Raw genomic sequence first — 24488 nt, forward strand, 5'->3', positions numbered from 1 at the left:
GGGGATGTCCAGCGTCTCAGCCTTTTGGGTGAGTGGTCGATTTGGCTGGTTAAACGGTTGTTATCAGGCTTAAGCGGTTTATTGGAAGCCGAAGTGGGATTTCAGCTCCTTCAGATAACGGCGCGATACGGGCACTCTGGCGCCGCTGCGGGTGACCACCTCCGCGCCGCCATCGAGCAGCACGATTTCGGCGATGGCCGCCGGGGCTATCAGATACTGACGATGGCAATAAATCAGCGGGGTCTTTTCTTCCAGCAGCTTAAGTGTCATTTGCGTGTGGGCCCTGCCATTGGCAGTCGATACGTGAATACCACCGACATCGCTGAACACAAATTCAACCTCCTCTATGGGGACTACCTTCAGGCGATTGCCGCTGAAACAGGGCAGGTGAGCTAGGCGCTCAGGCGCTAAAAAAGACACATCCCGGGGCCGCAGGTCCTTTCTGACTCTGCCCAATGTGCTTGCCAGCCGGGCTTCATCAATGGGTTTGAGCAGGTAATCAAAGGCGTGGTGTTCAAATGCCTTGATGGCATATTCATCGAAGGCGGTGACAAACACCACCCGTGGCATATTGTCTTTGTCGAGCATTGCCAAGAGTTCCATACCGCTTATGCGTGGCATCTGAATATCCAGAAACAACAGCGCCGGTTTATGCTGGTTTATCGCCTGTATGGCTTCGATGGCATTGCTGGCTTGCGCCACTATGTTCACATCGGGATGATGGGCCAGAAGCTCGGCAAGGGCTTCCCTGGCAAAGGGTTCATCATCTACCAGAATGCATGAGATCATCTCGGCATATCTCCCGGATTGTCGGTTTCAATAAGCGTATCGGCGTTGATGGGCAGGCAAATACTGACCTTGGTGAGTGTATCTGGCTCACACACCACACTTACGCCGTATTGTTCACCAAACTGGTTTTGAATGCGTTTATGCACCAGATTCATCCCCAGGCCTTCGCTGTTGGGATTGGGGCGGTATAACCCCGCATTGTCGGTGACTTCCAACACCAGCATGTCTTCGTGCTGCCTGCCGCTGACTTCAATTAATCCAGGCGACAACAGCTGTGACGTGCCGTGTTTTACCGCATTTTCGATAATCGGCTGCAGGGTAAAGGCGGGCAGCTTCTGGTGCATCAGTTCGGGTGGAATGGCGATATTTACACTGAGGCGATCGATAAAGCGGGCTTTTTCGATGCCAAGATAGGCGTCGATATGCTCAAGCTCGTCAGCGAGCGTGACCATTTCCGGGCTGCGTTTCAGATTAATGCGCAAAAACTGAGACAGTTTTTGCAGCAGCCCCCGGGCCATATCCGGGTCGCGGCGAATGATGGCGCCTATGGTATTGAGGGCATTGAACAGGAAGTGGGGGTTTACCTGGGCCTGTAACAGTTTGAGTTCGGTTTGGGTGAGCAGGTTCTTTTGTTGTTCCACCCGACCATAGAGGATTTGGTTGGACAAGAGCTTGGCAATGCCTTCCCCGAGAGTACGGTTGATGTTTAAAAACAGTTTGTTTTTAGGTTCGTAGAGCTTAATGGTGCCAATCACCTCTGTATCACTGCGAAGGGGGATAACCAGGCTTGAGCCCAAGCGGCATTGGGATGAAATAGAGCAGGCATAGGGCGCTTCCACCCCATCGGCAAACATCACCTTATTGTCGCGGATGGCTTCGAGTGTAATCGCGGAGGCAATGGGTGTACCCGGTATATGGTGATCGGCGCCAATCCCAATAAAGGCCAGCAGTTTGTCACGGTCGGTAATGGCCACGGCTCCAACATTGGTTTCTTCGATAACGATACGGGCAACCTGGGCACTGGTTTTTTCGTTGAATCCCTGGGACAGGAGTCCAACACTGCGTTCGGCTATCTTCAGTGCCTTGGTGGAAAAGGCGGAAGAAAGCTTATCGAACATGGTTTTCTGATCTTTAAGCATGCTCATAAAGAGTGCCGACCCCATGGAGTTTACCAGCAGCATGGGCGGCGCGATTTGCCTCACCAGTGCCCAGGCTTCGTCATAGGGTTTGGCAACCAGCAAGATAATGAGCATCTGCATGACTTCGGCATAGAAGGTCACAAAGCCTGCCACCAGCGGGTGGAAAATCAGTTCTGTCTTGCCGGCGCGGCGCAGTGTCAGGCTGATAAGTCCCGCCGATAACCCTTCGAGGGTTGTCGAGAGTGCGCAGGCAACATCGGTAAAGCCCCCCATGCTATACCTGTGCAGGCCACCGGTGAGGCCGACGAAGAATCCGGTAACAGGTCCGCCCAGGAGGCCTCCGAGCACGGCACCCATGGCACGGGTGTTGGCAATGGCGCCGTGGGTTTGTTCGCCAAAATAGGTGGCCATGATGCAAAAGGCCGAAAAAATAAGATAGATGATGACCTTGTGCGGCAATCTGGGGGCGTTTTCGGTGAGCACCTTAAACAAAGGCGTTTTACTGGCGAGGTAGACAAACACCAAATAAAGACACATTTGCTGGGTCAGCAGCAGAATAAGCGACATTGAGACTCCTGTGAGGCCTGTAATACCTGAACTTTGCGCTGGCGCAGGGAAACGCTGGAGACAACGGGTTATAAGATGCCAATGATTTGCCTTATATCCCACATGTACCTGAAACAGCGGAGTTCCCAATGACCCAATCAGTTCACGGCCATCAAGTGATGGCTTTGATGTTAGCCCACGGTAAACCCCTGACTCAAGATGCACTTGTTGCCTTGATTGCTCAAACCTTTGGTGATGACGCCAGGTTTCATACCTGCAGTGCACAGGGGTTAACGTCGGAGGAATTAGTCACATTGCTCAAGCGGAAGGGGAAATTCATAGATACAGCACAGGGCCTGGTGACAGAACAAGCCCTGATTTGTGAGCACTAGTTATCTTCTTCACCGCGGCTGAGTATGTGGTCTTGCTCACCCGCACTCTTGTCGTGGAATTCTTTAATAAGGATACGAAGCAACTTGGATTTGGCGATGCCTGATTGCTTAGCCAACTCATCGAGTTGCTTAATCGCTTTGGTGGTCAGGCTGAAGGTGGCGTGTCGGTAGACCTTGGCAGTGGATTTATCCAGCCCCAACTTAACACGTGCGGCTTTATGCTCCTCGTCGAGAAGGGTAGGCCGTCCGTGTGCATAGTTGTTGGCATCATCGATGAAATCTTCCACCGAAATTTTACCGCGGTCCTGTTTGGGCTTTTTACGCTTTAAGTCAGTTAAGCTCATAGGAATTTTCTGGTGGTATGGCCAAGAGTTCATCGGCAATGGCGCGAATTTCTTCGGCGGCTTTGCCATCGGGCTCGATTTCGATGACCGAGGATCCTTTTTCCTCACTGTCATCATAGATGTTGCGGCTGAAGGTGACAGAATCCAGCACCCGCAATCCAAAGGATGTGACAACTTCCTTGGCTTCAATAATGCGTTTGGCCTGGGTTGGCAAAGCAGGACACTGGGTCAGTACCACTGTGGCAACCATCTTGGGGTTCACCATTTTACAGGTGCTGAGCATATCTTCCATGTGCGGCAGCGTCTTGAGATCGCGCCGTTTTGGCCTCAGCGGCACAACCACATAGGTTGCCACCGACATGGCGGCACGCATGGCGAGGTTATCCTGACCACCACAGTCGACAATCACGTAGTCGAAACGCTCATTCAGACTCAAGAGATCGTTACGGATTTTGCCGTACAACTGGATGCAATTTATCTGCGGCAGACTGGGATCGTTATTACGGGCCTGGATCCAATCAGAGGTTGTTCGCTGGGGGTCACAGTCCACCATGAGCACGTTGGCATCGAATTTTTGGGTGATATGCACTGCAATATTCTGCGCCAGGCAACTCTTGCCACTGCCGCCTTTTTCACCACCAACCAGCAAAATCATAATGGACGCTCCGTAAAAGCCAATCTTTTCACATCAGTATAGAACAGTGTGTCAGAAGCGATAGAAAAGCATCGCTTAAATCAATTGCATAGCAATATGATAACTCTGTGCTTTGCTCTCTTTGCAGCGGCAAATCTGCCCCTGAACGCTATTCTGTTTATCTGTACCGTAATTGAAGGTCACTTCAACCAGCTCACCCAACGCAAAAGGCTGACGATACTCAAATAACAGGCCTCGTCTTGACAGGTCAATACAGATGCCATCATCGGTTCGCTCAATACCGTCTTTGTCTACCCAGCTCAGCAGCACCCGTTCGGCTTCCAAATCTACCCTGAGTGATCTGCGTCTTTCTTCGTAATCTTTTGGATTGTCATCCATCACGGCCTTCTCCTCTGGCACATTACAAGCGCTTAAAAATCAGCATAATTCCTTTTACTTAAGAATACCAATGCTCCATGAATGTGAATGAAAAAAAGCCGGCAATTGACCGGCTTAAAGGAAGATACAGGTTCAGTTGTCGTATTCCTGATTCTTGGGGTAAGGCATTTTCAGCTGCCCCCAGCGGATGACTATCACGGTTGCTGCCAGTACCACAGTGGAGAGGGAGATCGCCAAAATCCGCCAGTCATCCATGCTCTTCATATCGAGGATGAGGTAACGCGCCAGCGCGACTATGGCGATATAAAGTGGCATACGTACTGGCAATTTGCCTGATTCGGCGTAGTTGGCCACCATGGCCAGCACTTCCAGATAAATGAACAACAGCAGCAAGTCTGCCAATTGTACTTTCCCCATTTCGAGGATGTGTGCGATTTCCTGCCCAATGGCCGCAACCGTGGCGACAGCTATGATAATCAGCACCAGATTTTCGGTGAATTTCAAAAGCTTTGAACCATATTGGCGGTACAGATTCATCTCTATCTCCCTAGCATTGTTTAGCAAGATAGTAACAGCCTTTGGCCATCACGGTGCGTCAGACACCGTGATTGGCTTCACAATTGAGAAAGGATGGGCTTAACCCGGGCGTCCATCAGCTCTGGGGGCGGTCAGCATAGGGCCGTATTTGACGATAAAAATACCAAATGCCAATCCCCAGGCGAGAGCTGAGGCGACCAGCAGCGGCAGATAGGCCATTGGAAGGAGCCCGGCCATCACCCTGAGTACAACCGCGAGCAGGACCATCACAAAACCAATCACCATGGCCTTGGGTGGTTCGAGTAACCTGCCGGTATGGCCTAAAGAGACACGTGCCATCATGGCTAAAATCATTCCTCCCATGCCACCGGCGGCCAGTGCATGAAATCCGGCGGAAAAGGGCAGGCCAAGGGCTATGATGCCAAGCCCCACTGGAATACACAGGTAACTGAGATGCAGTGACCACAGCAGTGGTACTGAAAAGGTGTGGCGCCAGCCCCAGCGATGCCAGCGAATTAAAATGATGATGGCTGCAACTGCGGCGGTGGGTCGCTGGAGCGCTGTTAGATCCAATACCAGGGCTGCAATCAGCATTAATAGCGAGACGAAGGTACCGGCATCGAGGTACCAAAGGTTGGCCTTACGCTGATAGCTGCTGGCACGCTCAGTGAAAAAGGGGATAACCCTGCCACCAAGGAGCGCCACTATCATGATCACCACCAGAGCCGCACCTTGAAGCGCCTTTTGCGCCAACAGGGGATTGCCTTCGGTGAGCGCCAGATAGGAAAGGGCATTGAGACAGGCCATTAACAGCATCATGGGTACAAACACCAGATTACGCCACTGTCTGACCTTGGCAACACTGTGGCCCAATGCAATGGCAACGGCAGGCAAAAAGGCAAGATCCAATGCCATCACCAGCTCAAGCGGCAGCGCTGTGATGGGCAGTGTGAGCCTGGGTGCAAGCCACAACAACACCAAAGCCAACAACTTATTTCCGCTGAGTCCGGGCACACCGGTCCAATTTTGGACTGCGGTCAATAAAAAGCCGGCAATAATCGCAGTTGCAAAGCCAAAGAGCATTTCATGGCCGTGCCACCAATAAGCACCGCCATGGGGCTGAAAGGCGATAACCCCCGATAGTGCCAACACCCAGAGGACAACGCCCAGGATGCTGAGTGTGGCACCGAACAAAAAGAAGGGGCGAAAGCCCAGTCTGAGCAGTGGTGGGGTGGATTCGGTCTTACGGGGATCATGAATATTGAGCATGGTGCACCTAAACCTGAGTAAATTTGTTGGTTATTATAAGATGCTTAAAATATGCATGTAAATTGACGTGGCGCACAAAAACAAAAACCGCCGTGAGGCGGTTCTTGTTTTGGCAAGCTTTTCTGAATCTTAGCGCTTAAGGGCTTCGTTCAAAAGAGGGCGCATGGTTTTTACCAAGGCTGTAGTTGCCTTGGGTGAGCCAGCTACGATATTGCCAGACATCAGGTAGTTATGACCACCGTTAAAGTCGGTCACTGTACCACCGGCTTCACGCACGATAAGGTCACCTGCGGCGATGTCCCATGGCTTGAGGCCCAGCTCGAAATAACCATCCATACGACCGGCGGCAACATAGGCCAGGTCCAGAGATGCGGCACCTGCGCGGCGAAGGTCAGCGCACTGGGCAAAGACTTCGTTAAGCACGTTCATGTACGTTTGGGTGTGCTGGCGTGACTTGAACGGGAAACCAGTGGCAATGATGGTGCCGTTGAGATCCTGAACATTGCTAACGCGAACGCGGAAATCGTTTACCTTGGCACCCTGGCCGCGGACAGCGCTGAACAGCTCGTCACGCACGGGGTCGTAAACCACGGCAACTTCAGTTTTGCCTTTATATTGCAGGGCGATGGAGACGGCGAAATGGGGGATACCACGCATAAAGTTGGTGGTGCCATCCAAGGGGTCAACGATCCAGATATAATCTTTGTTGGTTCCGCGATTTTCACCCTGCTCTTCACCAACGATGGTGTGGTCGGGATAAGACTTGCGGATCTGGTAAACGATAGCTGCTTCGGCTTCCTTGTCTACGCTGGTAACAAAATCATTGATACCTTTGGTACTCACCTCGACGCGTTCGAGATCAGTATAAGCACGCATAATGGTTTGGCCGGCGGCGCGAGCGGCGCGCACAGCGATGGTCAGCATCGGATGCATTGCAATCCCCTGGATGTTAAAGAACGAAAAATGAGCGGCGCGCATTATACCGCATCTGCCGGGTATATCAATTACAGATTTTCATATAAGGATTTAAGCGTCGCTGTGGTAGACTGCTTCGCTCAGGATTTTTATCAATTAAATTAAGTCTTTTCATGCTCAGTAATATCCGCGTCGTCTTGGTAGGCACTTCCCATCCCGGTAACATAGGCTCTGTAGCTCGGGCTATGAAAACCATGGGTTTATCAAATCTTTATCTGGCAGAGCCACGCTGCGAACCCGATGGCCAGTCGGTGGCATTGGCTGCCGGTGCCTGCGATATTCTGAAAAACCTTACCCGGGTAGACTCGTTGCGCGAGGCCATCAAGGATTGTGCTTTGGTCATCGGTACCTCGGCCCGCAGCCGCACCCTGGACTGGCCGCTGCTCGATCCCCGTCAGGCGGGTGGCAAACTGGCCGCCGAAGCCGTGAGTGGCCCAGTTGCTATTGTGTTTGGCCGCGAAAACCACGGCCTTTACAACGAGGAGCTGCAGGCCTGTAACTATCACGTATTTATTCCGGCCAATCCCGAATACATGTCGCTCAATCTGGCGCAAGCGGTTCAAATCATCTGCTATGAGACCCGCATCGCCCATCTGGCGTTGGAAAGTCAAACCGCAGAAGTCGTCGAATACCCCCTGATGGAAGAGAACGAGCGATTCTTTGAGCATCTCGAAAGAACTCTCACCGGAACCGGGTTTATTATCAAGAATCATCCGGGGCAGGTGATGACCAAGCTCAGAAGGCTGTTTACCCGTGCCCGGATAGAAAGCCATGAGATGAATATTTTGCGTGGCATCCTGACTTCCATCGAAAAGGCAGTCGGCAGCAAGAAGTAACAGAGCCCCGGGCTCAACGACAAGGAAACGACATGGGTGTGATATCCAGGCTGAAAGAAGACATTGCCTCCATTTACCACCGGGATCCTGCAGCACGCAGTGCCATCGAAATCCTGCTGAATTATCCCGGTATGCACGCCATTTGGCTGCACAGGATAAGTCATAAGCTGTGGAAGCGGGATTGGCGTTTTCTGGCCCGATGTTTGTCGACGTTTTCCCGCTGGCTGACCGGAGTCGAAATTCACCCCGGAGCGACCATTGGTCGTCGATTCTTTATCGACCACGGCATGGGCATTGTTATCGGCGAAACCGCTGAAATTGGGGATGATTGCACCTTATACCACGGTGTGACTCTCGGGGGGACAAGCTGGAATGCCGGCAAGCGTCACCCAACCCTTGAAAACAATGTGGTCGTGGGTGCCGGTGCCAAAATTCTGGGGCCTATCACCATGAAAGAGGGCAGCCGCGTGGGCTCCAACTCTGTGGTGGTAAAAGATGTGCCTGAACATACCACTGTGGTGGGTATCCCAGGCCGTGCGGTGGCGCAGCCATCGAGCCAGACGAAAGAAACCACAGAGCGTCGCAGTGCCATGGCCAAAAAGTACGGCTTTGATGCCTATGCGGTATCCCCCGATAATCCCGACCCCGTCGCCAACGCCATCGGCCAGATGCTCGATCATATGCATCTGATGGACTCCAAGGTGCAGGACCTTTGCCAGGAGCTTCAGCGTCTCGGTGGTAATGTGTGCACCGAGCGTCTGCCCGAGCTCGATGTTGGCGAGTTCAGCGAGGCTGAAGCCGCCGCAGCAGAGAAACGCCAGAACGCGCTGGATGAGTTTGATCCCAGTATCTGATCCCAAGACCGCAAAACAGGCCTTTTTACATTGATAAAAAGACCGAAAAAAGGTTAAATACCCCAGCTTTGTGCGGGGGTATTCTGTGGCACAACAACCCAATACTTGAGTAAATTGGTTGGTTTTATAGTTGACTAAATTACTCGGGTATGGTGAAATTGCTCCCAGAATTACAGGGGAACCACGGTTGCTATGAAACTGACATCAAAAGGCCGCTACGCCGTAACTGCCATGCTGGATGTGGCGATTCATTCCGCCCAAGGGCCTGTGCCGCTGGCTGATATTTCCGAGCGCCAGGGGATTTCGCTCTCTTACCTCGAGCAACTTTTTGCCAAGCTGCGCAAGCATGGATTGGTCGCCAGTGTTCGCGGTCCGGGTGGTGGTTATCGCCTCGGGCTCGAAGCCGACGATATCTCGGTCGGTATGGTTGTTCATGCTGTAGACGAATCCGTAGATGCCACCCGCTGTCAGGGTGCAGGCAACTGCCAGAGTGGCAGTCGATGCCTGACCCACTCTCTGTGGGGCGATCTCAGTAAACAAATTTCTGACTTTTTGAACGGTATCAGCCTCGCTGCACTTATGCAGAAACGGGATGTTCAGTACATCTCTGTGCAGCAGGATCAGATACAAAAAGGGCACAGGGCATCGGCTTAAGTCCTTGTGAATCCATAATAATTAAGCGTGTACGTTGTAAGTAGCCTCGGTTGAGACTGCGAAGTACGGAGTGTGTGATGAAGCTTCCTATCTATTTCGATTACGCCGCAACGACCCCGGTTGACCCGCGCGTTGCTCAAAAAATGATGCAGTACATGACGATGGACGGCATCTTTGGTAACCCGGCTTCCCGTTCCCACCGCTATGGTTGGCAGGCTGAAGAAGCGGTCGATGTCGCCCGTGCTCAGGTGGCCGATCTGATTAACGCCGATCACCGCGAAATCGTGTTTACCTCTGGTGCCACTGAGTCCAATAACCTGGCTATTAAGGGTGTGGCTCACTTCTATCAGAAGAAAGGCAAGCACATCATCACCAGCAAAACCGAACATAAGGCCGTGTTGGACACCTGTCGCCAGCTGGAGCGTGAAGGTTTTGAAGTGACTTACCTTGAGCCAGGTGTAAACGGCATTATCCCCATGGAGCGCCTCGAGGCGGCAATGCGCGACGACACCATTCTGCTGAGCCTGATGCACGTAAATAACGAAATTGGTGTGGTACATGACATCGATGCCATCGGCGAACTGTGTCGCAGCAAGGGCATTATCTTCCACGTGGATGCCGCCCAGAGCGCCGGTAAATTACCCATCGACGTGCAAAATACCAAGGTCGACCTGATATCGATTTCCGGTCACAAAATGTACGGCCCTAAAGGTATCGGTGCTCTGTATGTGCGACGCAAGCCACGTATCCGTCTGGAAAGCCAGATGCACGGTGGTGGCCATGAGCGCGGTATGCGCAGCGGCACCCTCGCAACTCACCAGATTGTTGGCCTCGGTGAAGCGGCAGCTATCGCCAAAGCGGACATGGAAAGCGATAACGCCCGTATCCATGCACTGCGCGATCGCCTGTGGAATGGCATCAAAGACATCGAAGAAACCTATGTTAACGGTGACTTCGAGCAGCGCTACTGCGGTAACCTGAACGTCAGCTTTAATTTTGTTGAAGGTGAGTCGTTGATGATGGCCCTGAAAGATTTGGCCGTATCCTCTGGCTCTGCCTGTACGTCTGCCAGCCTTGAGCCGAGCTATGTGCTCCGTGCCCTGGGGCTGAGCGATGAAATGGCCCACAGCTCAATCCGTTTTTCCATCGGTCGTTTTACCACCGAGGAAGAAGTGGATTACGCCATTGGCATTATCCAGGGCTCTATCGGCAAGCTGAGAGAAATGTCCCCACTTTGGGAGATGTTCAAAGATGGCGTCGATTTGAGCAAGGTTGAGTGGGTGCACCACTGATTGGTGGTTTGAGAGATTTGGAGCAGTATCATGGCATACAGTGAAAAAGTAATAGATCATTACGAGAATCCCCGTAACGTGGGTTCTTTTGACAAGAACGATCCCAGCGTGGTTACCGGAATGGTGGGTGCACCTGCCTGCGGTGACGTGATGAAACTTCAACTGAAGATCAATGACGCAGGTATCATCGAAGACGCCAAATTCAAAACCTACGGCTGTGGCAGCGCCATCGCTTCAAGCTCTTTGGTCACCGAATGGGTGAAAGGTAAGAGCATCGAAGAAGCGGCCGCTATCAAGAACACGGATATCGCCGAAGAGCTGGCTCTGCCACCGGTGAAGATCCACTGTTCTATTCTGGCCGAGGATGCCATCAAGGCAGCTCTGGAAGAGTACAAGCACAAGCAAGCCAAGTAATTCGGAGTACGTATGGCGATTTCTATGACACCCGCAGCCAATGAGCGAGTCAAAGCCTTCCTTGCCAATCGTGGCAAGGGCGTAGGTCTTCGTCTCGGTCTCAAGACGTCTGGCTGCTCGGGTATGGCCTACGTGCTGGAGTTTGTTGACGATCTCAACGATGACGACGAAGTCTACGAAATAGATGGCGTCAATATCATCATTGACGCCAAGAGCTTCATCTACCTGCAGGGTATCGAGCTCGATTTCGTCAAGGAAGGCCTCAATGAGGGCTTCAAATTCAATAACCCCAATGCCAAGGGAGAATGCGGCTGCGGCGAGAGCTTCACCGTATAATCCGGTTTTATGAATTACTTCGAGCTGTTTAACCTTCCGGTTGCTTTCGATATCAATGCCAGTGAGCTCGCGGACACGTACCGCGAGCTTCAGCGTACCGTGCATCCCGATAAGTTTGCCGCCGCCAGTGAGCAGGAAAAACTGCTCGCAGTCAGTCGCACCGCCATGGTGAACGATGGTTTCCAGACGCTGAAAGACCCCATTCGCCGTGCCGAGCATATGCTTGCGCTCAAAGGGGTCGATATCCGCCATGAAACCCAAACCGTGCGCGACACCGCATTCCTGATGCAGCAAATGGAGTGGCGCGAGGCATTGGAAGAGATTGCCCATGCAAACGACCCCCATGCACTGATTGCCGACCTTTACCAGTCTTTCGGTGACTTCCAAAAGCAGGTCACTGCCAAGCTCAAGCCGTTGCTGATCAGTGAAGATACCAATGACTGGCAATCTGCGGCCGATCAGGTTCGCAAGTTGAAGTTCATGGCAAAATTGCATCTGGAACTTGAGCGGGCCGAAGACGCCCTCTTGGACTGACATATCCCTTTTTAAGCCGGCGCCGGTCGCCGGCGTAAGTTAAGTTGGACACCTATGGCCTTATTGCAAATCGCCGAGCCCGGCCAAAGCGCCGCGCCCCACCAACACAGACTCGCCGTCGGTATCGATCTTGGCACCACCAACTCTCTGGTGGCCGCAGTGCGAAGCGGTGAAGCCAAAACCCTGGCCGATGCCCATGGCCGTCATTCTCTGCCTTCCATCGTGCGCTATGCAAAGGACGGTATTTCCGTTGGGCAGGATGCCGAAGTGCACAGTGCCACCGATGCTGCCAATACCATAGTCTCTGTTAAGCGCTTTATGGGCCGCAGTCTGGCGGATATTGAGGCTGGCAGTCAGCGTTTTCCTTACCAGTTCAGCGCCAGTGAAAACGGCCTGCCGCTGTTTAATACTCCCCAGGGGCAGGTGAATCCGGTGCAGGTCTCTGCTGAAATTCTGCGCCCGCTTATTGCCCGCGCCGAAGACACCCTGGGCGGCAGCCTGGAAGGTGTGGTCATTACGGTTCCTGCCTATTTTGATGACGCTCAGCGTCAGGGCACCAAGGATGCGGCGCAGCTTCTGGGTGTGAAAGTACTGCGTCTGCTTAACGAGCCCACTGCTGCCGCTATCGCCTATGGTCTGGACTCAGGCCAGGAGGGCGTGATTGCCGTGTATGATCTCGGCGGTGGTACCTTTGATATTTCTATTTTGCGTCTTAACCGCGGTGTGTTTGAAGTACTGGCCACCGGCGGTGACTCAGCCCTTGGCGGTGACGATTTCGATCATTTGCTCAGCTCACACCTGGCCCAGCATTGGGGATTGGATGTGGCCGACACGGCTCTTGGGCGTAAGCTGATGATTGAAGCGCGTCGGGTAAAAGAAGCCCTGACGGACTCAGACACAGTCACTGCGACGCTCGAGCATCAGGGACAGGCTTATCGTCTCGATATCGACCGCGGGACCTTCGATAACCTGATTGCCGCCTTGGCGAAAAAGACCATTGCTGCCTGTCGCCGTGCCCTGCGTGATGCGGGTATCGACGCCGATGACGTGCTGGAAACAGTGATGGTAGGCGGTTCAACCCGGGTGCCTTTGGTGCGCACCGAAGTTGAAGCCTTTTTTGGCAAGGCGCCGCTGACCAGTATCGACCCTGACCGCGTGGTTGCCATTGGCGCTGCCATTCAGGCAGATATTCTGGTGGGCAACAAGCCCGAGTCTGATTTGCTGCTGCTGGATGTGATCCCGCTGTCGCTGGGTATCGAGACCATGGGTGGACTGGTAGAAAAAATCGTTTCCCGAAACACCACCATCCCGGTTGCCCGCGCGCAGGAATTTACCACCTTTAAGGACGGTCAAACCGCGATGGCTTTCCACGTGGTGCAGGGCGAGCGTGAACTGGTGCAGGATTGCCGCTCGCTGGCGCGCTTTACCCTCAAGGGGATCCCGCCCCTTGCTGCCGGCGCAGCTCACATCCGGGTTACTTTCCAGGTGGATGCCGATGGATTGCTCAGCGTTACCGCGATGGAAAAGTCCACCGGAGTGAAGTCCAGCATTCAGGTGAAACCATCCTTTGGGCTTTCCGACACCGAAATCGCCACCATGCTCAAGGATTCCATGAAGCACGCCAAGGACGACATCAGCCGTCGTATGCTGGCCGAACAGCAGGTAGAGGCGGCCCGGGTGCTGGAATCTTTACATTCGGCGCTTGCCAAAGACAAGGCGCTGCTGTCCGAAGCGGAACTTAATCAGATCACCTCGGCCATGGCCGAACTTGCCGAGACGGCCAAGGGCGACGATGCCGATGCTATTCAAGGGGCAATAGAGCGACTGGATGCACAAACCCAGGAGTTTGCCGCCAAACGTATGGACAATTCTATCCGCAACGCCCTCAAGGGCCAGTCGGTCGACACTATATAGGTAACAACATGCCGCAAATCGTATTTTTGCCTCACGAAGAACTCTGTCCGGATGGTGCCGTGGTCGAGGCCAAGGTGGGTGAGTCCATTTTGGATGTGGCCTTAAGAAACGGAATTCACATTGAGCACGCCTGCGAAAAATCCTGCGCCTGTACCACCTGTCATGTGGTGGTGCGCGAAGGTTTTGATGAGCTTGAGCCATCGGATGAGCTGGAAGACGATATGCTCGACAAAGCCTGGGGGCTGGAACCAGAAAGCCGCCTCTCCTGTCAGGCTAAAGTGGTGGATTGCGACCTGGTGGTGGATATCCCCAAGTACACCATTAACATGGTTAGCGAAGGCTAACGAGCGTCTTCATACAATCAAAGCCAGTCTTATGACTGGCTTTTTTTTCTGCCATCTCGCTATAGTTATTGGCACCGGCCACAGTGGGAATTGGCCGAGATTGCTTTTATGCAAAAGGCGCGTATGATGCGCGGGTTTTTCATTATTGGAGTTATGAATGCGGATCGCTGTTTTATCTCAGGGGCCAGAACTCTATTCGACCCGTCGCCTGGTGGAGGCTGCCACCGAGCGGGGGCATGAGGTCAGGGTGATTAATCCCCTTGAGTGCTATATGAACATCAATATGCGGGCGTCCAGCATTCATATTGCCGGGGAAGAACTGCCTGTTTTCGATGCAGTGATCCCCCGAATCGGCTCGGCCATCACCTTTTATGGCTGTGCAGTGCTCAGGCAGTTTGAAATGATGGGGGTGTACACCCTCAATGAGTCGGTTGCCGTGACCCGCTCCCGTGACAAGCTGCGCTCTATGCAACTGATGTCGCGCAGAGGTATTGGATTGCCCATCACCGGATTCGCCAACAAGCCGTCGGACATTCCTGATTTGATTGAAATGGTGGGCGGTGCCCCGCTGGTGATTAAACTGCTGGAAGGCACCCAGGGGATAGGCGTGGTCTTGGCCGAAACCCGTAAAGCGGCCGAGAGTGTGATTGAAGCCTTTATGGGGCTTAAGGCCAACATCATGGTGCAGGAGTATATCCGTGAGGCCAATGGCGCCGATATTCGCTGCTTTGTGCTGGGTGACAAGGTGGTGGCGGCCATGAAGCGTCAGGCGGCGCCCGGTGAGTTTCGCTCCAATCTGCATCGCGGCGGCAGTGCCACCCTGGTGAAGCTGACGCCGGAAGAGCGCTCAGTCGCCATTCGTGCCGCCAAGACCATGGGGCTGAATGTGGCCGGGGTGGATTTGCTGCGTTCAAACCACGGTCCGCTGGTGATGGAGGTCAACTCATCCCCCGGACTAGAAGGCATTGAAGGCGCTACCGGTAAGGATGTAGCCGGGGCCATCATTGCCTTTATCGAAAAAGCCGCCCACAAGAAACCCAAGCAAACGGGTGCCCGTGGCTAGAGCCATTTTGTGATCCAGGATGGATTTTCAGGTTAAGTCTTTGTAAGCCCATGTGAACTTTGATCGCCGTCAAACTCGTCATTGTCCATGGGCGTAAGCTTGTCACATGGCCGCCCGGTGCGGCATTCATGCTTATAAATAAAAGGACGCTGCCATGAAATCTGTATTGCCTCTGCTCCTGCTGGTTCCTGCCGCTGCCATGGCCCATGAGGGGCACGGTGGAGTAGGGCTCTTCCACCATCTGATGGATCTGCTGCCCGCCATTGCGCTGGTGGCCATTGCCGGTACCTGGTGGTGGGCCAAAGGTCGCAAATAAGCCCCTTAATTTTCCAGTAACAAACCTTGCAGAGCGTCTGCTTTGCAGGGTTTGGCTGTGCCTGTCTTTGTGATAAAGATAGGCTTTGTGAAATAAATCCCGTATAATCCGCGCGAATTTTACAAACTTGCTCATCAAAGGAAGCTAGTTATGGCGATCGAACGCACTTTTTCTATCATCAAGCCTGATGCTGTTGCCAAGAACCACATCGGCGCTATCTACAACCGTTTTGAATCTGCTGGCCTGAAAATCATCGCTGCAAAAATGGTTCACCTGACCAAAGAGCAGGCTGAAGGTTTCTACGCTGAGCACAGCGAGCGTCCTTTCTTCGGCGCCCTGGTATCTTTCATGACTTCTGGTCCTATCATGGTTCAGGTTCTGGAAGGTGAGAACGCCGTTCTGGCCAACCGTGAAATCATGGGTGCCACCAATCCAGCTCAAGCTGCCCGCGGTACTCTGCGTGCTGACTACGCTGCCAGCATCGATGAGAACGCTGTACACGGTTCTGACGCTCTGGCTTCTGCCGAGCGCGAAATCGCTTACTTCTTCGCTGCTGACGAGCTGTGCCCACGCACTCGCTAATCAGTTGCTGATAATAAAAAAGGAGCCGAATGGCTCCTTTTTTATTTCCGTTTTCCTGAGCTTCGCCAGTATCACATGCCGATTTCTGCAGATGATGCCCGGCCAGAACATGGGTTCCAGTGTGAACTCTCGCTCAGTGGTTGAGTCGCAGTTCGTGTCTGTGCTCGTGGCGATAATGGTCGTCACAGGCCAGGCAGCGCTGCTCGGTGGGATCCCGAATGAGCCGCTCCTGCTCTATTTCGGATTCACAATCGGCGCACAGACCATACAGTCCGAGATCGAGCTGGCACTGTGCTGCATCCAGACGGGTTAACCTGTCATAGATGGGGTCATCGGCCAAATGCAGTCCGGTGAGTGTATCAATCAGCTCGCTCAGCGAGGCTGTCATGGTCGAGCGTTGTAGCTCGGGAAAGGGGAGTGCCGCTATTTCTTCCCTGAGTATGGCTTCAAGCTGCGATAAAGCTTGTCTTGTATTGGCTATGGTCACGGTTATCCCCTGTCGTTACAGAAGTCCAATTCAACATGGATTGGATTTCAGTCTAGTAGCCCCGGTGCGCGGGACTATGACAAGGATCAAAACACCGTTCGATTTTTCGTTTCAGCTGGGTGGAAAGCCTTTTGAGATCAAAGATTGCGACATAAGGAAATCGACGGCTCCGTTTAAGTGCCGTCAATGGTCAGTTTATGGGGCGAGGTTGGATGCCGCGAGTTTGAGGCCATTCAGTATGTCATCGGTGGTTTTGTGAATACGGATCTCCCTGAACAGGTCGTCTGCTTCCGGGTATTGCCTGCTCAGGTAGCTGAACCACTGCTTGATGCGTGCAGGGTAATAGGTGGCCTTGAGTCCTGAGGTTTCCAGTTCTGAGTAATGGATCATTAATCTCAGCGTTGTAGCCCAATCATAGGGCGTGTCACCCTTGATGCTGGCGGCAAGGTTTGGCAGCGACAAGGCTCCACGCCCAATCATGATGCTGTCGCAGCCTGTCACTTCCATACAGCGCAGGGCATCGTCACGGTTCCAGATTTCGCCGTTGGCAATGACAGGAATTGGCAGGCGCTCCCGCACCTCGGTGATGTATTCCCAATAGGCAGGGGGCTTGTAACCGTCTACCTTGCTGCGGGCATGAATGGCAAGCTCGGTGGCGCCTGCCTCATACACGGCCAGGGCGTTTTCCATGAACAGGGATTTTTCTTCGTAACCCAGGCGAATTTTGGCGGTGACAGGTTGCTCGCTTGGCACGGCCTCGCGCATGGCTTTAACAATATCGTGAATTAATTCGGGATACTGCAGCAACACGGCGCCGCCCTTGCTGCGGTTAACCATTTTCGCCGGGCAGCCAAAGTTTGCATCCACCCCCCGGGAGCCCAGGGTCACCGCTCGAAGGGCGTTTTCAGCCATCCAACCGGGTTCTTGCCCCAGTATCTGTACCCGCACCGGTGTGCCGCTCTTGGTCAGACCGTTGTTTTTCAGCTCGGGGCAGAGGCGGTAATAGACCTTTTCCGGCAGTAGCTGATCCACCACCCGCACAAACTCGGTAACCAGGAGATCGTATGGGTTGATGGATGAGAGCAGTTCTCTCATCAAGTGGTCCAATACGCCCTCCATAGGGGCCAAAATAATTCGCAAGCTGATATCCCGTATCCTTTAAAAATAAGCGCGGCATTTTACCGCGAGCCCGCAGTTTCACCAAGCACGGAACTCGGTATGCGGAACACTCGTGTCAACAACTTGATACCCATGATAAAAGTGACTAGTTTAAAGGCACTGCCTTGCACTCCTGATAAAAAAAATCTGTGAGTGCGTGCAAAATTTGAAATAAAAACAGGTCGTCATGGGTCTGGTTAATCAGACTGGCAGCTAAAGGCGGCCGTCATAACTCACTGAAACACACAGAAGGAAGAAGACTATGAATACCATCAAGAAAACCGCCGCCGCAGTTGCACTGGGAAGCGTTGTTGTTGGCGCAGCGTTTGCGGCCGAGGCTCAGGCTAACCCCTTTGGTTTTAATGAAATGCAGGCAGGTTACCAGCTGGTGGGTGATGAAGGTAAATGCGGCGAAGGCAAATGTGGCGAAGGCAAAAAGGCCCAAGAAGGTAAATGTGGTGAGGGCAAGTGCGGCGAAGGCATGAAGGCCAAAGAAGGTAAATGCGGTGAAGGCAAGTGTGGTGAAGGCATGAAAAAAGGCCATGAAACTGCCGAAAAAGCCAAAGAGGGCAAGTGTGGTGAAGGCAAATGTGGCGAAGGCATGAAAAAAGGCCATGAAGCTGCCGAAAAAGCCAAAGAAGGTAAGTGTGGTGAAGCCAAAGGCACTGAAAAAGCCAAAGAAGGCAAGTGCGGCGGCGCCCACTGATAATACCCAGCCACGCAGGGGAGACCCTGCGTGGTTTTACTCTCATACAGAGGTGATCACATGGCAGTATCCTCGCTGACCGGGCTGGGGCTTCGTCGCGAAATGTTGGCTGAATTCAGTCAATCGGTACCGGCGCAAATCGATTTTTTTGAAGTCGCCCCGGAAAACTGGATGGCACTTGGTGGCAAATACGGTAAGCAGTTCCGTGCCTTAACCGAGCGTCATGCATTTTTCTGTCACGGCTTGTCCCTGTCGATTGGCAGCAGTGCGCCGCTGGACATTGATTTTATTAAGGGTATCAAGGCCTTTCTCGATATACACGGGATTGAAGTGTATTCCGAGCATCTGAGTTACTGCTCAGGTGCCGGGCACCTGTACGACTTGATGCCCATGCCCTTCACCCAAGAAGCCGTGCACCATATCGCCGGGCGGGTGAAGCAGGTGGAAAACATCATTGAGCGGCCATTAATCCTGGAAAATATCTCATTTTATGCTGCCCCCGGCGCAGAAATGACCGAGCAGGAGTTTGTGCTGGCAGTACTCGACGAAGCCGACTGTCAGCTACTGCTCGACGTGAACAACATCTATGTGAATTCAGTCAATCACAATTACGATGCGGCTGAGTATCTTGCCGCCATGCCCACAAAGCGCATTCGTTACCTGCATGTGGCCGGGCATTATGTGGAAGCTCCTGATCTGATTGTGGATACCCACGGCGCGGACATTGTTGACCAGGTATGGCAACTGTTGGCCGACTGTTACGCACTTCACGGGCCATTACCCACTTTGCTGGAAAGGGATTTCAATATTCCACCGAGCGGAGTCTTGCTGCAGGAAATTGATCGCATCCGGGATTATCAGGCGGCAGCAATTTGTACCCGCAGGAGGGCCGGATGAGTTTTAAGGATATCCAGGCCGATTTTATCGAGGCGATCCGCAGACCGGATCTGCCTTGTCCCCATGGCATTGCTCCCCAGAGGATGGGAGTCTATCGCGAACTCTTTTTCAATAATGTCAGTGGTTTTGTTAATAGTGGCTTTCCTGTGCTCAAGAGCCTCTTTGGGGAAGCGCAGTGGCAGACGATCCTGCGGCAGTTCTTTACCGAACATGACTGCCAAAACCCGCTGTTTATCGGCATTGCCGGCGAATTCCTTGCCTTCTTGAGTACCCGTGAGCCCGAGGCCAACGAGCCACCGTTTCTGCTGGAACTGGCCCATTACGAGTGGCTGGAATTGGTGGTCGCCACAGCAATGGAACAGGGTGATGAAGCCGCTTTCGATGAAACGGCTCTGACGCGACAAGCGTACCTTCATGCCAGACTGGGGTTGGCATCCCACGCCCGGGTCGCACAGTACCACTTCGAGGTAGAGAAGATTTCCCCCCAATATCAACCGGATTCCCCCCTGCCATCGCCTTGCTATTTTTGTCTCTATCGGGATGGTGATGATGAGGTGAGCTTTTTGAAGTTAAACCCAATGACGGCGCAGCTGTTGGCGATTTTGGAGGCCAACTCCGGCATTGATTATGTGGGGCTGCTGCAAAAAGTGCAGGCACTATATCCTGACTTTGCCGGGCAACAACTCCGGGATGGCATCAGTCAGGTGCTTGGCCAACTGGCCGCCCGGGGTGTGGTAGTGCGAAAGTTGCAATAACCCTACAGTTAGTTGGTTTTATCGTTCAGGACAAACCGCTAGAATGGCGCCCATTTTGTGAGCTGCATCACGGCAGTGGTCGTACATTTTGTAGAGGAGTCCTCATGGACGCTAATTTCAAAGAGCCCTTCAACGTTTGGTATCTTATTGGTTTTCTGTTGGTTCTTCTTGTTCCAACCCTGCCTGCCAGCCTGTCATGGCTCAAACTTGCCGGCTTAATCTAAGTCCGCAACAAGGGTATACTTGGCCACTCAATTGAGTGGCCTTTGTTTTTGGGCCAGTATGAAGGGATAAACCCATGGGGGCGAGGGCGTGATAAAACGCAGTCTGTTGCTGGTGATTGGTTTAATAAGCCTGGTACTGGGTGTGGCGGGCGTGTTTTTACCCCTGTTGCCCACAGTGCCTTTTGTGCTGCTGGCAGCCTTCTGTTTTGCCCGCTCCAGTGAGCGTTTGCACCGCTGGTTGATGGCACATCCCTGGTTTGCCGATGCTTTGAGCAACTGGGAACAAAAAAAGGCCATCAGAAGGGGGCTAAAACGCAAAGCCATGGTGCTCTCGAGCCTCAGCTTCGCCATCAGCATTGCCATAGTGCCGCTGCTCTGGGTCAAAGTGATGCTGTTGTCGTTACTGGTAGCTCTGCTGGCTTTCCTCCATTCAGTGCCTGAGCTGGAGGATACTCCCTGAGTGCCGATTTTGTGACCGCCAACACTGGCAGCCCTGTGTGTCGGCGGTTGCATCCACCGGCAAAGGAGCTTAAGCTTTAGCCGGATTAAATTTGAAGTCCACATTTGGTGGACTTTTTTGTTGTCAAAGCCCGGCGAAGCCGGCAAATATAACGTGAATGTCCTATGAACACAGACAGCTTAGCGCTTATCAAGCAAAGCATTAAAACCATTCCTGATTACCCCAAAGTCGGCATTATGTTCCGTGATGTTACCAGCCTGCTTGAGGATCACACCGCTTACCAAACAGCCATGAAGCTGCTCGTTGAACGCTACAAGGATGCCGGCTTCACTAAAGTCGTGGGAACAGAGTCCCGCGGTTTCCTGTTCGGTGCGCCGCTGGCGCTGGAGCTGGGTTTGGGTTTTGTGCCTGTGCGTAAGCCTGGCAAATTGCCCCGGGAAACCATCAGCGAAAGCTATGAACTGGAATACGGGCACGACACCCTGGAAATCCATGTGGATGCTATCAAGGCCGGTGACAAGGTGTTGGTGATAGACGATCTGCTGGCCACCGGCGGTACTATCGAAGCCACGGTTAAACTCATTCGTCGTCTGGGCGGTGATGTAGCCCATGCGGCCTTTATCATTTCCCTGCCGGATCTGGGTGGTGAAAAGCGTCTTCAGGCAATGGGCCTGGAAATTTGTAAATTGTGTGAGTTTGAAGGCGATTAATCCAACGCTTGAACCCTTACACTTCCTGCCCCGTCATGGCGTTATGGCATCGACCCCCTCAGCGTGGTATGTTTGCCCCATGACGGGACACAGGCTCCCGACCGATTTTGTAAGTGGGGAGTGACATGTCCTATCAGGTGTTGGCCAGAAAATGGCGCCCTGCCAATTTTGCCGAGGTCGTGGGCCAGTCCCATGTGCTTCATGCCTTGACCAATGCCCTCGGTCAGCAAAGATTACACCATGCTTACCTCTTTACCGGCACCCGCGGTGTGGGCAAGACCAGTTTGGCCAGGCTGTTCGCCAAGGGGCTGAATTGCGAGCAGGGGATCACTGCCACACCCTGCGGTCAATGCAGTGCCTGCCGCGAGATTGCCGAAGGCCGTTTTGTCGACCTAATCGAAGTGGATGCTGCATCGCGCACCAAGGTGGATGACACCCGCGAAATCCTCGATAACGTGCAATATCGCCCCAGTCGCGGCCGATTTAAGGTGTACCTCATCGATGAGGTGCACATGCTCTCTAAAAGCTCGTTCAATGCGCTGCTCAAAACCCTTGAAGAACCGCCTGAGCACGTAAAATTCCTGCTCGCCACCACAGATCCGCAAAAGCTGCCGGTGACAGTGCTGTCCCGCTGTTTGCAATTCAATCTCAAAGCCCTGACTCAGCCGCAAATACAGGCGCAGTTGGCCGCAGTGCTGAGTGGCGAGGGGCTGGGTTTCGATGAGGACGCCTTGTCGCTGCTTGCCAAGGCGGCGGCCGGCAGTATGCGTGATGCCCTGAGCCTCACCGACCAGGCGATAGCCTTTGGCGGTGGAGAAGTGCGTCTTGCCCAGGTGCAAACCATGCTCGGGGCCATCGATAAAGGCCAAATACTGAATTTATTTGATGCCCTTTGTCAGGGCGACATCGAAACCCTGCTTACCACTGCCCGCACCGCGCTGGGTTTTGGCGCTGATGCCGATGAGGTGTTGAGGGCGTTACTGGAGCTGCTGCATCAGATAAGCCTTGCCCAATTTGCCCCCGCTACTGCCAGTATCAGCGACAATGAGGCTGCTGTACTGGGGTGGGCCAAGGCGTTGAGACCTGAGCAGGTGCAGCTTTATTACCAAATATTACTCAGTGGCCGTAAAGATTTGCCCTATGCTCCCGACCCGGCCTCCGGGCTGGAGATGAGTTTACTCCGTGCTGTGGGATTTGTGCCGGAAAAGCCGGTAAACAACTGGCAGTCAGGAGAGGGCGTCTCAGCTTCAGAGGCATTACAGACTGAGTCGACATCGGCTGAGGTGCAGCGTGCATCTAAAGCGGGCACCTCGCAGAAGCAAGCGGCTAAACCACTGACGCCTTTAGCTGCTGTTTCGGGTGCCGCTCTTGAATCTGCCCAAACGACAGGCACTGACGTTGATGTTGACGCTGGCGCAGTCAAGGCACCTGACTCTGCCAAGGCTTTGAACTCTTTAGCCGGGAATAACGCCGAGACAGCGCTGAGTTCAGATGAGGATACGCAGGAAGCTGGGGCTGCCGCCCTGTTTGCAGAGCAAAACCTGCTGATTTCCCAGGCCGAGAGTCAGGGGTTCAGCCCTGAACATGGCTTTCAACGCGATAGTGAAGGCGACTTCTCTTTGCATGATGGCCCGCCATTATTTGATGAGATGGCGTATGCCGACTACCCACAGAGTTATTCGGCCGAGGTTGCTGATACTCACCTAAGCCGCCCGCCAGAGGCCGAAGCAAACTCAGTCACTCGCACTGACAGTAGCGCCGACCGTGGCGCCGAAAGTCGCGATGATCCCAAAGCTGGCACTCAGGCCGAGGGCGAGGCCATGGGAGCTGCCTCAAAGGTCGCCGCAGAAGCTGTGCCCCTGGGCTCGCAGGCAGCAGCTTTTGGTGATGATTTGCTCGATGCCGTGTTGGCTGCCAGAGAAGATTTGCTCAGCGGCATCACCTCGGAGGCGAAAGAGGATGAGGCAAAAAAGCCGGTATCCAGTTTCGAGCGTCGCCGAATGGCGGCGCAGGAAAATGATGCCGTTTCGGTAGCTGAAGCGCCGGCTGTAGAGGAAGCACAGGAAAATGATGTCGTTCCGGTAACCGGAGCACCGGATTATGCTGCCGTTTCGATAACCCGGGCGCCGACTGTAAAGGGAGCGGGCGACACCGCGTCAGATGCGACGCCTGCCAATACACAACCCACAGCGGCGTCTGACTCTCAGGTCCCTGCCATAGCATCGGGTCAAGGTGTGGCAGCCGACTATGACAGGCCGCCCTGGGAAGACGCCGTCACAGCGGATGACAGGGTTAAAGCGCCCGTATCGTCAATGGCTGAGGCCTCAAACTCAGACCTGGCAGTGGTTGAGACCAAAGCGGGACATGCCCCCCAATCTCAAACCGCGGCACAGGTTCAATCACAAACGGGCATTGCATCAAAGCCAGATGCGCCACAGGTCACCCATCACGATGTTGCCAATAGCATCAGCGGAGATGAAACAGACCTGCGCTGGTACAAGCTCATGGGCGCGCTGGAAATTGGCGGCCGGGTGCGGCAGTTGGCCGTCAACTCGGTGTGTCTTGAATGGTGCAATCCCATCCCCCTGGTGCTGAAGCAGGACCAAAAGCATTTGGCGGCGCCGGTGGCCATTGCCCAGCTTAATGAGGCGCTTTCCAATGCCCTCGGCCATGAGGCTGAAATCGCATTGGAAGTGGGTGAGGTGACGGGCCGCGAAACACCGCTGGATATCCGTGCCCGTTTTCATCGCGAGCTTTTGGCCTGTGCCCGAGGGGCGCTCAATACCGATCCTGCTGTGCAACGACTGATGCAGCAGGCCGGTGCCTGGTTTGATGATGACAGCATTGGCTATCCGCCTGAACTGCTCGCTCAGCGGGGCAGAGCCTTACCGGCGCCACCGGCACTGGCTCAGGAGCCTGTGGTCTGAG

General features: G+C 53.6%; 29 protein-coding genes. 19 read left to right on the forward strand and 10 right to left on the reverse strand.

The annotated features are described in order from the left end of the window. Positions 1-78 precede the first annotated feature (78 nt). Both btsR and JQC75_RS06325 read right to left on the reverse strand, forming a co-directional pair. Positions 79-789 (reverse strand): two-component system response regulator BtsR, encoded by a 711-nt coding sequence (gene btsR, locus JQC75_RS06320; protein ID WP_203326591.1) that lies wholly within the window; start codon positions 787-789, stop codon positions 79-81. Further along, positions 786-2495, reverse strand: a complete 1710-nt coding sequence (locus JQC75_RS06325; protein WP_203326592.1) for a sensor histidine kinase — start codon at positions 2493-2495, stop codon at positions 786-788. Before JQC75_RS06325 ends, btsR begins: the two co-directional genes overlap by 4 nt. 128 nt (positions 2496-2623) lie before the next feature. Here JQC75_RS06325 and JQC75_RS06330 point away from each other — a divergent pair, with 128 nt between their 5' ends. After that, complete coding sequence (locus JQC75_RS06330) at positions 2624-2866, forward strand: YecH family metal-binding protein (protein WP_203326593.1); 243 nt, start codon at positions 2624-2626, stop codon at positions 2864-2866. Here the strand turns inward: JQC75_RS06330 and JQC75_RS06335 are convergent. From JQC75_RS06335 to suhB, 6 genes are all read right to left on the reverse strand, one after another. Continuing rightward, on the reverse strand, positions 2863-3210 hold the full coding sequence (locus JQC75_RS06335; RefSeq protein ID WP_203326594.1) for a ribbon-helix-helix protein, CopG family: 348 nt from the start codon (positions 3208-3210) through the stop codon (positions 2863-2865). The genes JQC75_RS06330 and JQC75_RS06335 overlap by 4 nt on opposite strands. Further along, the gene (locus JQC75_RS06340) at positions 3197-3865 is read right to left on the reverse strand and encodes a division plane positioning ATPase MipZ (protein ID WP_203326595.1); all 669 of its coding nucleotides are present in this window, start codon (positions 3863-3865) and stop codon (positions 3197-3199) included. Before JQC75_RS06340 ends, JQC75_RS06335 begins: the two co-directional genes overlap by 14 nt. A 75-nt stretch (positions 3866-3940) precedes the next feature. Further along, entirely contained in the window at positions 3941-4243 is a 303-nt protein-coding gene (locus JQC75_RS06345) for a PilZ domain-containing protein (RefSeq protein WP_203326596.1), read from the reverse strand. 132 nt (positions 4244-4375) lie between these two features. Next, complete coding sequence (locus tag JQC75_RS06350; RefSeq protein ID WP_203326597.1) at positions 4376-4780, reverse strand: phosphate-starvation-inducible protein PsiE; 405 nt, start codon at positions 4778-4780, stop codon at positions 4376-4378. 99 nt (positions 4781-4879) lie between these two features. Next, the gene (locus tag JQC75_RS06355; RefSeq protein ID WP_203326598.1) at positions 4880-6049 is read right to left on the reverse strand and encodes an NnrS family protein; all 1170 of its coding nucleotides are present in this window, start codon (positions 6047-6049) and stop codon (positions 4880-4882) included. A 129-nt stretch (positions 6050-6178) separates the two neighbouring features. After that, positions 6179-6982, reverse strand: coding sequence for an inositol-1-monophosphatase (gene suhB, locus JQC75_RS06360; protein WP_203326599.1), 804 nt, complete (start codon positions 6980-6982; stop codon positions 6179-6181). 155 nt (positions 6983-7137) lie between these two features. On the opposite strand from suhB, the gene trmJ reads away from it, so the two are divergent. The 12 genes from trmJ to ndk all read left to right on the forward strand — a co-directional run bounded on the left by trmJ (position 7138) and on the right by ndk (position 16163). After that, complete coding sequence (trmJ, locus tag JQC75_RS06365) at positions 7138-7860, forward strand: tRNA (cytosine(32)/uridine(32)-2'-O)-methyltransferase TrmJ (protein WP_203326600.1); 723 nt, start codon at positions 7138-7140, stop codon at positions 7858-7860. A 32-nt stretch (positions 7861-7892) separates the two neighbouring features. Next, positions 7893-8714, forward strand: coding sequence for a serine O-acetyltransferase (cysE, locus tag JQC75_RS06370; RefSeq protein WP_203326601.1), 822 nt, complete (start codon positions 7893-7895; stop codon positions 8712-8714). A gap of 192 nt (positions 8715-8906) precedes the next feature. After that, entirely contained in the window at positions 8907-9368 is a 462-nt protein-coding gene (iscR, locus tag JQC75_RS06375) for a Fe-S cluster assembly transcriptional regulator IscR (protein WP_011759408.1), read from the forward strand. A gap of 77 nt (positions 9369-9445) precedes the next feature. Further along, complete coding sequence (locus JQC75_RS06380; protein ID WP_203326602.1) at positions 9446-10660, forward strand: IscS subfamily cysteine desulfurase; 1215 nt, start codon at positions 9446-9448, stop codon at positions 10658-10660. Positions 10661-10690: 30 nt separating this feature from the next. Next, positions 10691-11074, forward strand: a complete 384-nt coding sequence (iscU, locus tag JQC75_RS06385; protein ID WP_011759410.1) for a Fe-S cluster assembly scaffold IscU — start codon at positions 10691-10693, stop codon at positions 11072-11074. Between the two features lie 12 nt (positions 11075-11086). Beyond that, positions 11087-11410, forward strand: coding sequence for an iron-sulfur cluster assembly protein IscA (gene iscA / locus JQC75_RS06390; RefSeq protein WP_011759411.1), 324 nt, complete (start codon positions 11087-11089; stop codon positions 11408-11410). Between the two features lie 9 nt (positions 11411-11419). Beyond that, entirely contained in the window at positions 11420-11944 is a 525-nt protein-coding gene (gene hscB / locus JQC75_RS06395) for a co-chaperone HscB (protein ID WP_203326603.1), read from the forward strand. 54 nt (positions 11945-11998) lie between these two features. Next, complete coding sequence (gene hscA, locus JQC75_RS06400) at positions 11999-13858, forward strand: Fe-S protein assembly chaperone HscA (protein WP_203326604.1); 1860 nt, start codon at positions 11999-12001, stop codon at positions 13856-13858. A gap of 8 nt (positions 13859-13866) precedes the next feature. After that, on the forward strand, positions 13867-14202 hold the full coding sequence (gene fdx, locus JQC75_RS06405; RefSeq protein ID WP_011759414.1) for an ISC system 2Fe-2S type ferredoxin: 336 nt from the start codon (positions 13867-13869) through the stop codon (positions 14200-14202). A 157-nt stretch (positions 14203-14359) separates the two neighbouring features. Then, positions 14360-15265 carry a 30S ribosomal protein S6--L-glutamate ligase gene (gene rimK / locus JQC75_RS06410; RefSeq protein WP_203326605.1) on the forward strand — a complete coding sequence of 302 codons (906 nt, stop codon included), beginning with the start codon at positions 14360-14362 and terminating at the stop codon, positions 15263-15265. A gap of 154 nt (positions 15266-15419) precedes the next feature. Then, entirely contained in the window at positions 15420-15581 is a 162-nt protein-coding gene (locus JQC75_RS06415; protein WP_203326606.1) for a hypothetical protein, read from the forward strand. Positions 15582-15731: 150 nt separating this feature from the next. Further along, positions 15732-16163, forward strand: coding sequence for a nucleoside-diphosphate kinase (ndk, locus tag JQC75_RS06420; protein WP_011759417.1), 432 nt, complete (start codon positions 15732-15734; stop codon positions 16161-16163). A 133-nt stretch (positions 16164-16296) separates the two neighbouring features. Here ndk and JQC75_RS06425 read toward each other — a convergent pair whose 3' ends face one another. Together JQC75_RS06425 and dusC are read right to left on the reverse strand one after the other, a co-directional pair. Then, positions 16297-16650: a TraR/DksA C4-type zinc finger protein gene (locus JQC75_RS06425; RefSeq protein ID WP_203326607.1), complete on the reverse strand. Its 354-nt coding sequence runs from the start codon at positions 16648-16650 to the stop codon at positions 16297-16299. A gap of 195 nt (positions 16651-16845) precedes the next feature. After that, positions 16846-17790 carry a tRNA dihydrouridine(16) synthase DusC gene (gene dusC / locus JQC75_RS06430; RefSeq protein WP_203326608.1) on the reverse strand — a complete coding sequence of 315 codons (945 nt, stop codon included), beginning with the start codon at positions 17788-17790 and terminating at the stop codon, positions 16846-16848. Positions 17791-18070: 280 nt separating this feature from the next. On the opposite strand from dusC, the gene JQC75_RS06435 reads away from it, so the two are divergent. The 6 genes from JQC75_RS06435 to dnaX all read left to right on the forward strand — a co-directional run bounded on the left by JQC75_RS06435 (position 18071) and on the right by dnaX (position 24487). Beyond that, positions 18071-18514, forward strand: coding sequence for an HvfA family oxazolone/thioamide-modified RiPP metallophore (locus JQC75_RS06435; protein ID WP_203326609.1), 444 nt, complete (start codon positions 18071-18073; stop codon positions 18512-18514). A 60-nt stretch (positions 18515-18574) separates the two neighbouring features. After that, a complete protein-coding gene (locus JQC75_RS06440) occupies positions 18575-19411 on the forward strand; it encodes an HvfB family MNIO-type RiPP peptide maturase (protein WP_203326610.1) in 837 nt (278 codons plus the stop codon). Continuing rightward, positions 19408-20166, forward strand: coding sequence for an HvfC family RiPP maturation protein (locus JQC75_RS06445; protein ID WP_203326611.1), 759 nt, complete (start codon positions 19408-19410; stop codon positions 20164-20166). Before JQC75_RS06440 ends, JQC75_RS06445 begins: the two co-directional genes overlap by 4 nt. Before the next feature lie 312 nt (positions 20167-20478). Further along, complete coding sequence (locus JQC75_RS06450) at positions 20479-20850, forward strand: YbaN family protein (RefSeq protein WP_203326612.1); 372 nt, start codon at positions 20479-20481, stop codon at positions 20848-20850. Positions 20851-21014: 164 nt separating this feature from the next. Further along, positions 21015-21560 (forward strand): adenine phosphoribosyltransferase, encoded by a 546-nt coding sequence (apt, locus tag JQC75_RS06455; protein ID WP_203326613.1) that lies wholly within the window; start codon positions 21015-21017, stop codon positions 21558-21560. Between the two features lie 125 nt (positions 21561-21685). Next, a complete protein-coding gene (dnaX, locus tag JQC75_RS06460) occupies positions 21686-24487 on the forward strand; it encodes a DNA polymerase III subunit gamma/tau (protein ID WP_203326614.1) in 2802 nt (933 codons plus the stop codon). Position 24488: the final 1 nt, after the last annotated feature.

This window comes from Shewanella litorisediminis (assembly GCF_016834455.1).
GTDB lineage: Bacteria > Pseudomonadota > Gammaproteobacteria > Enterobacterales > Shewanellaceae > Shewanella > Shewanella litorisediminis.

Bases quoted from the DNA above. Each gene is read 5' to 3' on its own strand.
- btsR (WP_203326591.1), bottom strand. From the start codon at position 789: ATGATCTCATGCATTCTGGTAGATGATGAACCCTTTGCCAGGGAAGCC.
- JQC75_RS06325 (WP_203326592.1), bottom strand. From the start codon at position 2,495: ATGTCGCTTATTCTGCTGCTGACCCAGCAAATGTGTCTTTATTTGGTG.
- JQC75_RS06330 (WP_203326593.1), top strand. From the start codon at position 2,624: ATGACCCAATCAGTTCACGGCCATCAAGTGATGGCTTTGATGTTAGCC.
- JQC75_RS06335 (WP_203326594.1), bottom strand. From the start codon at position 3,210: ATGAGCTTAACTGACTTAAAGCGTAAAAAGCCCAAACAGGACCGCGGT.
- JQC75_RS06340 (WP_203326595.1), bottom strand. From the start codon at position 3,865: ATGATTTTGCTGGTTGGTGGTGAAAAAGGCGGCAGTGGCAAGAGTTGC.
- JQC75_RS06345 (WP_203326596.1), bottom strand. From the start codon at position 4,243: ATGGATGACAATCCAAAAGATTACGAAGAAAGACGCAGATCACTCAGG.
- JQC75_RS06350 (WP_203326597.1), bottom strand. From the start codon at position 4,780: ATGAATCTGTACCGCCAATATGGTTCAAAGCTTTTGAAATTCACCGAA.
- JQC75_RS06355 (WP_203326598.1), bottom strand. From the start codon at position 6,049: ATGCTCAATATTCATGATCCCCGTAAGACCGAATCCACCCCACCACTG.
- suhB (WP_203326599.1), bottom strand. From the start codon at position 6,982: ATGCATCCGATGCTGACCATCGCTGTGCGCGCCGCTCGCGCCGCCGGC.
- trmJ (WP_203326600.1), top strand. From the start codon at position 7,138: ATGCTCAGTAATATCCGCGTCGTCTTGGTAGGCACTTCCCATCCCGGT.
- cysE (WP_203326601.1), top strand. From the start codon at position 7,893: ATGGGTGTGATATCCAGGCTGAAAGAAGACATTGCCTCCATTTACCAC.
- iscR (WP_011759408.1), top strand. From the start codon at position 8,907: ATGAAACTGACATCAAAAGGCCGCTACGCCGTAACTGCCATGCTGGAT.
- JQC75_RS06380 (WP_203326602.1), top strand. From the start codon at position 9,446: ATGAAGCTTCCTATCTATTTCGATTACGCCGCAACGACCCCGGTTGAC.
- iscU (WP_011759410.1), top strand. From the start codon at position 10,691: ATGGCATACAGTGAAAAAGTAATAGATCATTACGAGAATCCCCGTAAC.
- iscA (WP_011759411.1), top strand. From the start codon at position 11,087: ATGGCGATTTCTATGACACCCGCAGCCAATGAGCGAGTCAAAGCCTTC.
- hscB (WP_203326603.1), top strand. From the start codon at position 11,420: ATGAATTACTTCGAGCTGTTTAACCTTCCGGTTGCTTTCGATATCAAT.
- hscA (WP_203326604.1), top strand. From the start codon at position 11,999: ATGGCCTTATTGCAAATCGCCGAGCCCGGCCAAAGCGCCGCGCCCCAC.
- fdx (WP_011759414.1), top strand. From the start codon at position 13,867: ATGCCGCAAATCGTATTTTTGCCTCACGAAGAACTCTGTCCGGATGGT.
- rimK (WP_203326605.1), top strand. From the start codon at position 14,360: ATGCGGATCGCTGTTTTATCTCAGGGGCCAGAACTCTATTCGACCCGT.
- JQC75_RS06415 (WP_203326606.1), top strand. From the start codon at position 15,420: ATGAAATCTGTATTGCCTCTGCTCCTGCTGGTTCCTGCCGCTGCCATG.
- ndk (WP_011759417.1), top strand. From the start codon at position 15,732: ATGGCGATCGAACGCACTTTTTCTATCATCAAGCCTGATGCTGTTGCC.
- JQC75_RS06435 (WP_203326609.1), top strand. From the start codon at position 18,071: ATGAATACCATCAAGAAAACCGCCGCCGCAGTTGCACTGGGAAGCGTT.
- JQC75_RS06440 (WP_203326610.1), top strand. From the start codon at position 18,575: ATGGCAGTATCCTCGCTGACCGGGCTGGGGCTTCGTCGCGAAATGTTG.
- JQC75_RS06445 (WP_203326611.1), top strand. From the start codon at position 19,408: ATGAGTTTTAAGGATATCCAGGCCGATTTTATCGAGGCGATCCGCAGA.
- apt (WP_203326613.1), top strand. From the start codon at position 21,015: ATGAACACAGACAGCTTAGCGCTTATCAAGCAAAGCATTAAAACCATT.
- dnaX (WP_203326614.1), top strand. From the start codon at position 21,686: ATGTCCTATCAGGTGTTGGCCAGAAAATGGCGCCCTGCCAATTTTGCC.